Annotated in this window: 12 protein-coding genes and 1 pseudogene; 11 read left to right on the top strand and 2 right to left on the bottom strand. The window is 60.0% G+C overall.

The window, feature by feature from the left end; genetic code table 11:
• Positions 1–28: 28 nt before the first annotated feature.
• Both ACLBXN_RS10970 and ACLBXN_RS10975 read right to left on the bottom strand, forming a co-directional pair.
• Complete coding sequence (locus ACLBXN_RS10970) at positions 29–847, bottom strand: RIO1 family regulatory kinase/ATPase domain-containing protein (protein ID WP_447612149.1); 819 nt, start codon at positions 845–847, stop codon at positions 29–31.
• Between the two features lie 68 nt (positions 848–915).
• Entirely contained in the window at positions 916–2,664 is a 1,749-nt protein-coding gene (locus ACLBXN_RS10975; protein WP_447612150.1) for an FMN-binding glutamate synthase family protein, read from the bottom strand.
• Between the two features lie 195 nt (positions 2,665–2,859).
• On the opposite strand from ACLBXN_RS10975, the gene ACLBXN_RS10980 reads away from it, so the two are divergent.
• The 11 genes and pseudogenes from ACLBXN_RS10980 to ACLBXN_RS11030 all read left to right on the top strand — a co-directional run.
• A complete protein-coding gene (locus ACLBXN_RS10980; RefSeq protein ID WP_003068296.1) occupies positions 2,860–3,657 on the top strand; it encodes a YecA/YgfB family protein in 798 nt (265 codons plus the stop codon).
• A 184-nt stretch (positions 3,658–3,841) separates the two neighbouring features.
• On the top strand, positions 3,842–4,156 hold the full coding sequence (locus ACLBXN_RS10985; RefSeq protein ID WP_447612151.1) for a helix-turn-helix domain-containing protein: 315 nt from the start codon (positions 3,842–3,844) through the stop codon (positions 4,154–4,156).
• 418 nt (positions 4,157–4,574) lie between these two features.
• On the top strand, positions 4,575–4,754 hold the full coding sequence (locus ACLBXN_RS10990; RefSeq protein WP_447612152.1) for a Flp family type IVb pilin: 180 nt from the start codon (positions 4,575–4,577) through the stop codon (positions 4,752–4,754).
• The gene (locus ACLBXN_RS10995) at positions 4,751–5,221 is read left to right on the top strand and encodes an A24 family peptidase (protein WP_447612153.1); all 471 of its coding nucleotides are present in this window, start codon (positions 4,751–4,753) and stop codon (positions 5,219–5,221) included. Before ACLBXN_RS10990 ends, ACLBXN_RS10995 begins: the two co-directional genes overlap by 4 nt.
• Positions 5,222–5,241: 20 nt before the next feature.
• Positions 5,242–5,778, top strand: coding sequence for a TadE/TadG family type IV pilus assembly protein (locus ACLBXN_RS11000; protein ID WP_407714492.1), 537 nt, complete (start codon positions 5,242–5,244; stop codon positions 5,776–5,778).
• A gap of 47 nt (positions 5,779–5,825) precedes the next feature.
• Positions 5,826–6,815, top strand: a complete 990-nt coding sequence (gene cpaB, locus ACLBXN_RS11005; protein WP_447612154.1) for a Flp pilus assembly protein CpaB — start codon at positions 5,826–5,828, stop codon at positions 6,813–6,815.
• Between the two features lie 3 nt (positions 6,816–6,818).
• Positions 6,819–8,183, top strand: a complete 1,365-nt coding sequence (locus ACLBXN_RS11010; RefSeq protein ID WP_447612155.1) for a type II and III secretion system protein family protein — start codon at positions 6,819–6,821, stop codon at positions 8,181–8,183.
• 28 nt (positions 8,184–8,211) lie between these two features.
• Positions 8,212–9,549 (top strand): AAA family ATPase, encoded by a 1,338-nt coding sequence (locus ACLBXN_RS11015; protein WP_447612156.1) that lies wholly within the window; start codon positions 8,212–8,214, stop codon positions 9,547–9,549.
• Entirely contained in the window at positions 9,546–10,880 is a 1,335-nt protein-coding gene (locus ACLBXN_RS11020; RefSeq protein ID WP_043003903.1) for a CpaF family protein, read from the top strand. The genes ACLBXN_RS11015 and ACLBXN_RS11020 overlap by 4 nt, the downstream gene beginning before the upstream one ends.
• 94 nt (positions 10,881–10,974) lie before the next feature.
• On the top strand, positions 10,975–11,841 hold the full coding sequence (locus tag ACLBXN_RS11025) for a type II secretion system F family protein (protein ID WP_447612157.1): 867 nt from the start codon (positions 10,975–10,977) through the stop codon (positions 11,839–11,841).
• A pseudogene (locus ACLBXN_RS11030) lies at positions 11,841–12,128 on the top strand (type II secretion system F family protein); the annotation flags it as partial. The gene ACLBXN_RS11025 and the pseudogene ACLBXN_RS11030, both read left to right, overlap by 1 nt.

Consider the following 12,128-nt stretch of genomic DNA (forward strand, 5'->3'; position numbering starts at 1 on the left):
CCGCTGGTAGCTATCGCTTTTATGGCATTCAAGCGGAGGGTGAGGTCGCTGTCAGCAAGTCATGGGCCGCCAGCACGCGCAAGGTGTCGCGCCCCAGGCGCTTGCTGCGGGGTAGAAGGCGCACCCAGCTCAGTTTGTTGACGGTGCGCTCCAGTACCTGCCGGGCCTCGGCGGGAAGTTGCTGCACAAACTGCTGCCAAGCCTGTCGGGCCGGCTCCAGCGCACCTGCCTGTTGCAGAAACAGCGCCGTGGACTGAGCGTAGTTGAGCGCATCGCGCGCCATGCAGACGGCTTGCGGCAAGTGGGCCGCAGGATCGTCCTCAAAGTCGATGAAACCTATGACTCCGTCGGCACAGAGCACCATATTGCGCGCCACGGCCTGGCTCAGCACCTCGCCGCAGGCATGTGCCTGCTGTATGGCCTCCAGGCCTTTTAGCCAGAGTTCCAGCGTGGGCTGTGCGCCCCGAGCAATCGCTTCTTCGATGGCATTGCTCAGCGATGGAGCCTCTTCGCCCGGGCGCCCCAGGTGGCGCATCACAAAGGCCTGATCGGTCGTGGCCAGCACCTGCGGCACGCGCAAGCCCTTGGCCTTGAAACTGCGCAGGCGGCGCACCTCGGTCTGCAGGGACTCGGTCCCACCGGGGTTGGGAACGGGCTGCAGCACGGCGGCCCTGAACAGCCTGGCCAGCGAGCTCAACAGCCAGTAGTTGAGGGCCGGGTTGCCCTTGTTGGCGCGCTTGACCCAAAGGGTTTCATGCGCGAGTTCATAGCGCATGATGCTGTGAGGTTGGTCCAGATGCTCGTGCAGAAATGCCTGGTAATCGATGGCGGTCTGCGCAGAGGGCATCTGCTCTGGGGCGGAAATATCCTGAGATGGCACGGCGTGGGGTCTGTCGGGCGCGGGGCTCTGGCTTCTCAGGTCCAGATGCCGTTGCGCTGGGGAAAAGCTTGCGATTGTGCCGCGTTGTCGGCACTGCCCGCGGCAGATGGGCGCAACACAGGCTCATGCAGAGGCTGAAAGCTCTGGGCTGTAGCCAGCGGCCAGTAGTTCTGGAAGACCTTGTGCTGGCGCTCCAGGCTCTTGAGCAGGCAGCCCGGCTCCACGCGCAGTATCAGGTTGGACAGCAGGCTGACCTGGGTGTCGTCCAGCCGGCGCACGATGTGGTGGGCCGTGATCTCGTTGGGATGCCTGAGACCGGCGGCCTGCACCAGCTCCTGCAGCGCATGCAGGGTATTGCGGTGAAAGTTGGCCACGCGCGTGGCCTTGTCGGGCACGACCAGCGCCTGCTGGCGCACGGCATCTTGCGTGGTGACGCCTGTGGGGCAGGTGCCAGTGTGGCAGCTCTGGGCCTGGATGCAGCCCAGCGCCATCATGAAGCCGCGACCCGAGTTGCACCAGTCGGCCCCCAGGGCCATCATGCGCGCGATGTCGAAGGCCGTGATGACCTTGCCGGCCGCGCCGATCTTGATGCGCTGGCGCAGGTTCACGCCCAGCAGGGTGTTGTGCACCAGCAGCAGGCCTTCCTGCAGCGGCACGCCCACATGGTCGACGAATTCCACGGGCGCTGCACCCGTGCCGCCCTCGGCCCCGTCGACGACAATGAAGTCGGGCGTGATATTGGTTTCCAGCATGGCCTTGACCATGGCAAACCATTCCCAGGGATGACCGACGCAGAACTTGAAGCCCGTGGGCTTGCCGCCTGAAAGACGACGCAGCCTGGCGATGAACTGCATCAGCTCCACGGGGGTGGAGAACGCGCTGTGACTGGACGGTGAAATACAGTCCACGCCAATCGGTATGCCGCGTGCTGCTGCAATTTCGGGAGTGACCTTGGCGCCGGGAAGCATGCCGCCATGGCCGGGCTTGGCGCCCTGGCTGAGCTTGATCTCTATCATCTTGACTTGCGGATCGGTGGCGTTGGCGATGAATTTCTCTTCGCTGAACGTACCGTCCGCATTGCGGCAGCCGAAGTAGCCCGAAGCCACCTCCCAGATCAGATCGCCGCCATGCATGCGGTGGTACTGGCTGATCGAGCCTTCACCCGTATCGTGGATGAAGCCGCCCATCTTTGCACCCTGGTTCAGCGCCTGGATGGCATTGCCCGATAGCGCGCCAAAGCTCATGGCAGAGATGTTGAAGACGCTGGCGTGATAGGGTCGGGTGCAGGGCTCCACCCCTTCGGCAGGTTGCTCCTGCGTGCCGCCAATCCAGAGACGAAAGTCATGTGAGCTGAGCTTGGTGGGTTGCAGGGAATGGTTGACCCACTCATAGCCCTGCTGACTGACGTCGAGCTGGGTGCCGAATGGCCGGTTGTCGACCTGGCCCTTGGCACGCTGATAGACCAGCGAGCGCTGGGCACGCGAGAAAGGCTGGGCCTCGGTATCGCCTTCGATGAAGTACTGGCGAATCTCGGGGCGGATGAATTCGAAGATGAAGCGCAAATGGCCCATGATGGGGTAGTTGCGCAAGATGGCATGCTGTTTCTGCAGTAGATCCCAGATGCCCAGCAGCACCAGCAGGGTCGACGCAATCAGCCATCCGAGTCCCTTGCCTGCCGTCGTCAGCGTGTAGAGCGAGATAGCCAGAACGAGCGCAGAAATGAAGAGGGCGCCATAGCGCAGGGGCAGACTATTGAAGAAGCGATGCACTGCAGATACTCCCATGGCAGGGTGTGTTGATGGCGGCCCGCTAAAATTCAGCCTGTACGGGGGCATCCGTCCTGGATGCTTTCTCCCCTTGATCCATCGTCCGGCCCTGCACTTCGATAGTGATGAAATGGTTCCGGGCCATCATAAAAGCCTTTCCCTATGCAAGAACAAGCACCTAACTCCGCAGCAGAAGACGCGGCTCTCGCCGACATGCCCGAGGGCGCACTGAGCAATGATCAGCTCGAAGAGCTGGACGCGCTGCTCGACGAGCTGCGCACCCGTGGCGACGAAATTCCCCAGTGGGAATTCTGTGACGGCTTCCTGACCGCTCTGGTCTGCACACGCCGCCCCATTGCCGCTGCCGAATACATGCCCATGCTGCTGGGCGATGGCGAAGCCCTGCAAGTGGCCGAAGGCCAGCCGCTGCCCAAGCTGGAAGCCTTCAAGGACGAGGCCCAGCAGGCACGTTTCATGGAGTTGTTCGAGCTGCGCCTGGCCGAAGTGCGCGAGCAGCTGGATGCAGACATCAAGTCGCTGGCCGACGATGCGGCTTTCCAGCCCGAGGCGCTGGACACGCGTGGCGCCATCGCCATCCTGCCCGAAGCCGAACAGGCCGAGCTGGCCGGCGAAGAAGTGCCCTCTTTCTCGCAGGTCTGGGCGCTGGGCTTTATGTTCGTGGTCGAAAACTGGGCCGATGAATGGGCGGCACCTCGCGACAAGGAAGCGGCCCAGTTGTTGGACGCAGCCATGGAGTTCATCGTCAACCTGACCGAAGACGACACGGACGAGCCGGCTCTGAACCTGTACGACGAAGCTGGTCCTGCCTCGACCAGCCAGGAGCGTGTGGATGCCTTTGGCGAAGCCATCTGGGCCGTGTACGACCTGTACCGCCTGTGGAAGAGCATGGGTCCACGCCAGGAAACCATCGTCAAGGGCGAGCAACCCGGCCGTAACGACCCTTGCCCCTGCGGTAGCGGCAAGAAGTTCAAGAAGTGCCACGGGGCTTGACCAGAGCCGTCCACTGAGGCGCTTTGCATGGCCGCATGCATTGCGCCGCAGGGCGGATGCCTCGGGGTTGGAGGGGCAGCAGCATTGCAGGAGCCTTCCTCGAGAGCGCCTCGACTAAAGGGTCTCAAACAAAGCTGCGTGATATTTGCGCAGCCATGGTGTGTAGTGTGAGTTAGTGGGATAGATGACGCATTTAGGTGAGCGCATACGCGCCCGGCGACAGGCGCTGGGTTTGAGTCAGGGACGGCTGGCGCAGATGGCGGATGTCACCGCATCGGCCATTTCGCAGATCGAGTCGGGAGCCATTCGCACTCTCAAGAATGACACCCTGGCAAGACTGGCTATCGCCCTGCAGACCACGGCACTGGAGCTGATGGCAGGTCTGCATTCCGAAACCCTGTCGCTTCCCAACGAAGAACAGCGCTTGCTCGACTGCTATAGAAAACTGCAGCCACCGCTGCAGGACATCGCTCTCAAACTGATAAAAGCTCTGCAGTGATTCCCGAGTCGTTGTATTGAGCGATCTCTTTTGTTTCAAAAAGGCCTGTTAACTACAGGCCTTTTTGTTTTTTCATTTGAGAACAAGGGTTAACCCGATTAACAAATGTAGGATGAAATCCAATAGCCTGTAGGAAATGAATGAAGATTGCGTAGATTGAACCGGAAGCCACACGTGAGGGATTAGTCGGAAAAATTACGGATGATCTCTTCCTGGTTGTGAAGTGATTGTTTTTATTGGATTTTTTGGTGCGGGAGTGCTTGCTTACCCGAGGGCTGAAATTGCAGAGGGCTATGCTGGATATTTGTTGATAGCTATTTCAAATATTTCAAGATGTTTCTTGCTTCGTAAGATGGACTCCGCGGTGGTCGAAAACAGCCACAGCGATCTACAAACCTGATTGTTGAAGGAGCTAGTCATGAAAGACCAAATCATCAAATTCTGGCGTGATGAAGAAGGTGCAACGGCGATTGAGTACGGCCTGATCGCGGGATTGATTGCCGCTGTCATTGTGGGTGCTGTTACCGGCCTTGGAACTCAGATTAGAACGCTCTTGAATAGTATTCTTACTGCGATTGGAGGAACAGCCGCAACATGAGCATGATATTTCTGGCATGGCTGTGCATTTCGGCAGTCTGTGATGCCAGATATAGAAAATGTTTCAATTATTTATCTGTTTCAGGATTAGGGTTGGCATTTATTACTGCTTTCCTTTTTCCTGAAGCAGGCCCTGTTAAGATTTCTGTTGACGGTGCTTTTCTTGGTTGTTTTTTGGCATTTTCAGTTCTCTTGGTATTTTATTTTTTTGGGATGATGGCTGCCGGAGATGTGAAGTTCGCGGTAGCACTTGGTGCCTGGCTGGGTTGGGAGTTGTTATTGCTTGTCTGGGCGTTGAGTTGCGGTTTTGCGGTGGCTCATGGATTCATTGTTCGAAGTCATTTGAAGTATTTTTTCTCTCCAGCTATAGATTGGGACGACGGTACTCAAAAAAACAAGAGAAGGTTCATTCCATATGTGACCTATCTCTCCATGGCAACGGTGATTGTTCTGATGCTGAATAAATAGCAAGAGGAAAGGAGGGGATCATGCAATTCAAAAGACAGCAAGGTGCAGCAGCCATTGAATTTGCCATTCTCTTTCCCATCTTCTTTCTGATCTTCTACGCCATCATCACCTATGGCCTGATTTTTGCTGCACAGCAGACCTTGACCTTGGCCGCTGCCGAAGGGGCAAGAGCCGCAGTGCGATATCCCTCCGCTCCCACGGGCGCCGCGATGACCAAGCCCGCCCAGTTGCAGGCACGTTTGACTGCAGCCTGTGCCACTGCGGCCTTGGCGACGGATTGGCTTTCCAGAATGGGTGCAGGCTTGGGTTCTGCGGGCTGCAGCGCAGGTGTCAGCGATGCTGCGGGCTTGCATGCCACGCCTGGTCTCTGTGGTACAGGTTCAGCATCTTTCACTGCCTCCAACGATGCCAGCCTGGTGAACTGCGTGACCATGCAGGTGAACTACAACTATGCCTCTGCACCGCTGATCCCAAGGTTGCTGGGGCCTGTGTTGAGCTTGCCCACTCCCAATCTCTTGCGGGGGAGAGCAGTCGCACAAATAAGCTTGATTGACTGAAAACGATAAAGCCTTGCTCTTTGAGGCCCAGTAAACAGAGGGAATTTATGGTGAATGTCGCAAAGATCGCGGTCGGGGTTTTGCTGGCAGTGGCATTGGCTCTGGGTGTTTATGGGTGGATGCTTGCCAGGGCTCCTCAAGCACCGGACCCTCAGGCTCAAGCTTCCGCCAGCAACAGCCAACCCAATGCCAGCCTGAGCGTGGTGGTGGCCGCACAGGCCATTCCCGCGGGTCAGGCACTCAAGGCCGGGGATCTGCAGCTCATGCCGTTGCCCGCCAAGCCCGATGGTGCTTTTGGCGAGATTCAGGCCGCCATTGGCTCCGTTCCTGCGGTGGACATTCCAAAGGGCGCACCCGTACTCCAAGGGCAAATGGTGACCGGCTTGGCGCTCAAGTTGTCGGAGGGTGAGCGTGCGGTCGCGGTCAAGGTCGATGAAAGCATTGGCGCTGGCAATCGCATCAGACCCGGTGACTTTGTCGATGTGTTCTTTGCATTGCGCCGCGACGGCAATGAAATTGACCAGAGCCAGGCGCGTTTGCTGCTTTCGCGCAAGCGCGTGCTGGCCTATGGTGCGGCATCGGTGGACGCTCTGAGCTCGGCGGAGAAAACAGAGGGCAAGCCGGCCAACGGTCCTGATAACGCCCGCACAGCAGTGCTTGCGGTCCCGGTGGCCGAGGTCAATCAGTTGCTGCTGGGAGGCTCCAATGGCAGTCTGCTGCTGGCATTGCGCAATCCCACGGACATGACCGAACCGGATAGCGAGAAGTTTGCTCCGCTGCCTGGTGTATTGACCGTCGCCATGACCAAGGGATCCGTTGCTGCTCCGCTGGAAGGTGCTGACGCAGCGCAGGCCGGTGTGGCCATGAGCAGCCTGGCCGGTTCCGCAGGCACCTCGGCAGCGCGCATAAGTGCGGCCAAGCCCATGACAGCCGGGGTGGCCAAGCCTGCAGTGCCGCGCACGCGCACCGCTTCCGCGGATTCCTCCCTGCCCGTTGAATTCGTGCGTGGCGCCAACTCCCAAACCGTGCGGTATTGAGCTATGAATAACAAGACTTTTTGGATCTCGCCCCGCACCCCGTCAATGAAGCCGCTGTATCTGCTCTGCGGCCTGTCCTTCAGTGCCGTCACTGTCCCGTCCCTTGCGCAGCAAGTGCCCAATGGAGGCGAAAGCAGAGCGCCGCAAGCAACAGCAGCCAGGGAAATCAAGCTCGTGATGGGCGCTCAGCATGAGTTGAATCTGCCTGGCGGTGTGGAACGCATTGCAATCGGTGACGACACGATTGCGGCGGTGCATATCAAGCGTGTGGGCAAGGGGGCGGCCGCCAAGATCCTGCTGAGCCCGCTCAAGCCGGGTGGTACATCGTTCATGGTCTGGCCGCGTGGTGAAGCGCAGGCGCAGACCTATATGCTCAATGTGCAGCAGCGGGTGGAACTGCGTACGGCCAAGGCCTCCAGCCTGATAGAGCAGCAGTTTGCCGGCGAGCTGGCGAACGCGCAGTCCTCTGACAAGGCCAAGACTGTCGATCTCTCCAGCGTTCAGCTCAAAAGCAATGTAGTGCAGGTCGATGTCAAGGTGGTCGAGTTCAACAAGACCCAGATGAAGAAGGTGGGCCTCAATCTGTTCAGCACGTCTCCCAACAGCTCAGGCTTCAGCTTTGGCATTTTTGGGCGCGGCTCCTATGGCTCAAGCGGTGGAAGCTCCACGACGGGCGCGACCGCCAACCCTTTGACTCAGGCCTTCAACTTGTTGATGCAGTTCGACAAGGCCGGCATCGGTGTCAATATCGGCATGCTCGAAGGCAATAATCTGGCGCGGGTGCTGGCGGCCCCGACCCTGGTGGCATTGTCCGGTCAGAGCGCCAACTTTCTGTCGGGCGGCGAGGTGCCGGTTCCCGTGCCTGCAGGAACGGGCATGGTGGCGATTCAGTACAAGCCTTACGGCATCGGCTTGACGGTCTCTCCCACGGTGCTGTCCAACGATCGCATCGTGCTCAAGGTGGCGCCCGAAGCCAGCGAACTGGACTATGCCAACACCATTGTTCTGAACAGCGCGACCATTCCGTCCATCACCACACGCCGTGCCGACACGACGGTGGAACTGGGCGACGGCGAAAGCTTTGTGATCGGCGGCCTGGTCAGCCGCAACACCACATCAGGCACCGACAAAGTTCCTTTGCTGGGCGATATCCCGATTCTGGGCGTGCTGTTCAAGCGTCAGGAGTTTCAGCAAAAGGAGAGCGAGCTGGCGATTGTGGTGACACCACGTCTTGTCAAACCGCTGGCTCGCGATGTGAATGTGGAGCCGCTGCTGCCCGGACGCACCGAGCAGCGTGATCCTGCGGTGTGGGGTCCATGGGTGGCGGGAGGTCTGTCGTCCAGCGTGGCGCCGGGCTTCTCGCGCTGAGTGCCTGAGTCGAGACATGAATATGCGCATGGACTCATCCCAGCTCAATACCGCGCAGCCAGGGTCGGTGAGCGGCAATGCACGCGTGGTGCTGGTGACGCAGTCCTCATCGCACGCTTTCTGGCTGGCGAGTGCTCTGGGCAGCGATGCGGAAGTGATACCGGTGGCTGGTGATCTGGCAACGCTTCACACTGCGATTTCGGCGTCGGGGCTTGGCGTGGTGGTGGTGGATTTCTCGGCTCCCGTGACGGAGGCTGCCATCGCCCTGGTCAGCGATCTGCGTGCCAGTTTCCCCGGTGTGGTGATCATGGGATCCGGCTCTGCTGCCGAGCCCGCTTCCATGCGTGCGGCCCTGCGTTGTGGCGTGGTTGAATTCATTGACTGGGATGCGTCCGAAGGCGAGGCCAATGCGGCCATCAGGCATCAGATGCATGCACGCAGTCAGCTGCCAGCGGCGGTGGCGCTGGAGCCGCAAACCAAAGGTTTTTCCCTGCCTTTGCTGGGAGCACGTGTAGGGATGGGTGTGACCACGCTGGCAACGCATCTGGCCGTGATGTTCCAGGAAATGCATGCCTATGACGTGCGAGGCACCAAGAACAGAAAGCAGGTTGCCAGGCCTTTTGGCGCAAGTCAGTTGCCGCTGGAGGAGTCCGCACATGCGGCGTTGCTGGATCTGGGCTTGCCTGCACGTGATGGATTGCTGTATCTGGGCATCGCGGGTGACTTCAGTTTTGTGGATGCGGTTCAGAATACGCGCCGCCTGGACGCGACATTGATCGAATCGGCCTTTGCCAAGCACTCCACGGGCACTGTGACTCTGGCCTGGCCCTCCGACCTGGGCATGCTGCGCGAAGTCAGTCCCGCAGCAGCAGCGGGCGTAGTCAACACGCTAAAGAGCCTGCTTGGGGTGCAGGTGATCGATCTGGGCGGCATGGTGCAGGCAGATTTTCTGGCGCCCTTGCTGCGCGAGAGCGGACAGGGCTGGGTGGTCTGTGACCAGTCGCTGGGAGGTATTGTGTCCACGGCGCAGATGCTCAAGGAGCTCGATGCCAAGGGCGTGAATCGCAGCACGCTCAAGCTGGTGCTCAACCGCTTCAATGCGCAAGCCGGCCTGCCCGCCAAAGAGGTTGCACAGCGCCTTGGTCTGGAATTGCTGCATGTGGTTCCGGATCGGTCCACGGTTTTGCTGAATGCCGCCAGCTGCGGTCAGCTGTTGTCGCAATCGCTGCGCGGTGATCCCTATGTGACCTGTGTCAGAGGCATGGCCAGAGCATTGCTGAGCGGAGCGCTTGCGGCCGACAAGGTCGCGGCGCCGGCGTCGGGCGTTCTCGGGCAATGGGCCAAGCGATGGAGGAGAGGCGAATGAGCATGGACATTGTTTTCGCCGAAAAAAGCAGTCATTTTTCGGACTCCAAGCAGCTGCTGCTGATCAAGAACGTCGCACACGAGCATTTGCTCACGCGTGTGGAGGAACTGGGTGCGGTGTTTGCGAAATGGTCAACCAGTCGTGTGCGCCAGTTTGTGCACCAGGAGCTCGAGCAGTTTGTGCGTCAGCAGCGCTTTCCCGTCAACGATGAGGAGGTGCAATGGATTGCGCAGGCTCTGAACAAGGAGCTGTCGGGGCTGGGGCCTCTTGACGATTTGATGGCAGATCCGGAGGTCGAGGACATTCTGATCAATGGTTACCAGCGCGTCTTTGTCTCGCGCAAGGGCATTTTGCAGCAGGAGGCCCTGCACTTCACCGACAACGCCCATGTGCTGCGCATCGTGCGCCGCATCATCTCCCCGCTGGGCCGCCGCCTTGATGAATCCACGCCCATGGTCGATGCGCGCTTGCCGGACGGCGGCCGTATCAATGTGGTGATAGAGCCGCTGTCGCTGGACGGGCCGGCGGTATCGATACGCAAGTTTCGCAATGATCCGCTGCGGGTTCAGGATCTGGTCGATTTCGGCACCATGGACGAAGGCATGGCGCGTCTGCTGGAGCTGGCGGTGCGCGAGCGCTGCAATATTCTCATCAGCGGCGGCACCAGCTGCGGCAAGACCTCCATGCTCAATGCGATTGCAGGCTTCATCCCCGGCAATGAGCGGGTGGTGACGATTGAAGATACGGCCGAGCTGACGCTGCCTCACCCGCATGTGGTGCGCATGGAAAGCCGCCCCGGTGGTTTTGAAGGCGCCGGAGTGGTTTCCATTCGGGATCTGCTGCGCAACAGCCTGCGCATGCGACCCGATCGGATTGTGGTGGGCGAGGTGCGCGGCGCGGAAGTGCTGGAGATGCTGCAGGCCATGAACACCGGTCACGACGGCTCCATGGCCACCATCCACGCCAGCTCTCCACGCGAGTGTCTGCACCGCATGGAGATGCTCGCGGGCTTTGCGGGCTTTCAGGGCAGCGAGGTCAGCCTGCGCCGCCAGATTGCCAATGCGCTCGATTTCATCGTGCAGATCAGTCGTCTGCCCAATGGCAAGCGGCGCATCACGTCGATCACCGAAGTCACGGGCATCATCGATAGCGTGATTGCCACCCAGGAGCTCTATCGGCACGAACTGCTGCCGCAGCCCGACGGTGAGGATCTGGAGCGCTGGACCACGCTGGGCATGGTGCCGCATACGCCCAAGCTGGCGCGCTATCGCGCGGTGCTGCAGCACGCGGGTGGCAACGGCGCAAACCATGCGGGACTGCGCCATGGCTAGCCATGCATTCTTACTCCTGAGTCTGGCGCTGTTGATCTCTGCAGCCGCCATGGCGCTGTGGGTGCTTGTCGGCAGACAGCAGAGGACGCACCGTATGACCAGGCATCTGGAGCAGAGCCTGGAGAAGAGCGCAGCCGCTGCGGCCGGATTTGCCGCCAAGGATGCAGCGGCATCGGCTTTTGATGGTTCAGTGGCGGATGCCTTGCAGGGCAACGAGAAAAGAACAGGCTGGCCGGTTCCCGCAATCTTGTTGGGGACGGTTGGCGCCGGACTTTTCTATGGCGGGCTGGTCTTGATTGCTGCGACGTTTCTGGCCGTTGGTCTTGCGGTCGGCTGGCTGGCCGCCAGTGCCGCGCTGGTGCTGCAGGGGATTGGTTTCTTCTTTTTGCTTTACTCGCGGGCTCAGAAGTTTCGCGCCAGGCTCACTCAGCAGCTGCCTGGCTTTCTCGACAACACGGTGCGCTTGGTGACGATTGGCAACTCCGTTCAGGCGGCCTTCCAGATGGCAGCGGCCAGCACCAAAGACCCTTTGCAATCGGTCATGGAAAAGGCTGCCAGTCTGGCTCGCGCAGGCATGGACCTGGAGAACGCGGTGGCTCATGTGGCCAGGCAGACACGACTGGACGAGTTGCACTTGCTGGCAGCCATCTTGCGCATCAGCGTGCGCTATGGCGGCCGGGTCGATCTGCTGCTGGAGCGCGTGGCTCATTTCATGCGCGACCGCGAGCAGGCCGAGCAGGACTTGTCTGCCATGACGGCCGAAACGCGCATGTCGGCCTGGGTGCTGGGCCTGCTGCCGGTGGCCGTGTGCTGTCTGATCATTTCCTTCAATGCGAGCTACTTTCTGAATATGTGGAATGACGCCAGTGGTCGCAACATCATCTGGGCGGCGGCCGCTTTGCAGGTTTTTGGCGTGCTGCTGCTCTACCGCATGGCCAAGCTCGATGAGGGGGCTGACTGATGGAGACATCCCGTCTTTTGCTGATGCTGAGCGTGGCGTTTCTGGCCCTGGCTGCTCTGATCGGTGCGGTTTTGATTGCCTACGCGCATCAGCGCCGTGAACGCAGCAGTAAGGTGGTTCAGGACGCGCTGAGCCGCAGCGGTGCTGCTGCGGCGAGCACGACGGCAGTGCCTTCCAAGCCTGCAGATCTGCTGCGCTCGCTCAATGGCGATGGCGACCTGCCTGCGCACTGGCTCAATACCTCGTTGGGCAAGGCATTGGTTGCGCAGGAAGACCGCATTTTGCTG

The organism is Comamonas sp. C24C, assembly GCF_053345995.1.

What these genes read in the sequence shown, in the direction of transcription:
- ACLBXN_RS10970 (WP_447612149.1), bottom strand. Translation starts at nt 847, where the DNA reads ATGCCCTCTGCGCAGACCGCCATCGATTACCAGGCATTTCTGCACGAG.
- ACLBXN_RS10975 (WP_447612150.1), bottom strand. Translation starts at nt 2,664, where the DNA reads ATGGGAGTATCTGCAGTGCATCGCTTCTTCAATAGTCTGCCCCTGCGC.
- ACLBXN_RS10980 (WP_003068296.1), top strand. Translation starts at nt 2,860, where the DNA reads ATGCCCGAGGGCGCACTGAGCAATGATCAGCTCGAAGAGCTGGACGCG.
- ACLBXN_RS10985 (WP_447612151.1), top strand. Translation starts at nt 3,842, where the DNA reads ATGACGCATTTAGGTGAGCGCATACGCGCCCGGCGACAGGCGCTGGGT.
- ACLBXN_RS10990 (WP_447612152.1), top strand. Translation starts at nt 4,575, where the DNA reads ATGAAAGACCAAATCATCAAATTCTGGCGTGATGAAGAAGGTGCAACG.
- ACLBXN_RS10995 (WP_447612153.1), top strand. Translation starts at nt 4,751, where the DNA reads ATGAGCATGATATTTCTGGCATGGCTGTGCATTTCGGCAGTCTGTGAT.
- ACLBXN_RS11000 (WP_407714492.1), top strand. Translation starts at nt 5,242, where the DNA reads ATGCAATTCAAAAGACAGCAAGGTGCAGCAGCCATTGAATTTGCCATT.
- cpaB (WP_447612154.1), top strand. Translation starts at nt 5,826, where the DNA reads ATGGTGAATGTCGCAAAGATCGCGGTCGGGGTTTTGCTGGCAGTGGCA.
- ACLBXN_RS11010 (WP_447612155.1), top strand. Translation starts at nt 6,819, where the DNA reads ATGAATAACAAGACTTTTTGGATCTCGCCCCGCACCCCGTCAATGAAG.
- ACLBXN_RS11015 (WP_447612156.1), top strand. Translation starts at nt 8,212, where the DNA reads ATGGACTCATCCCAGCTCAATACCGCGCAGCCAGGGTCGGTGAGCGGC.
- ACLBXN_RS11020 (WP_043003903.1), top strand. Translation starts at nt 9,546, where the DNA reads ATGAGCATGGACATTGTTTTCGCCGAAAAAAGCAGTCATTTTTCGGAC.
- ACLBXN_RS11025 (WP_447612157.1), top strand. Translation starts at nt 10,975, where the DNA reads ATGACCAGGCATCTGGAGCAGAGCCTGGAGAAGAGCGCAGCCGCTGCG.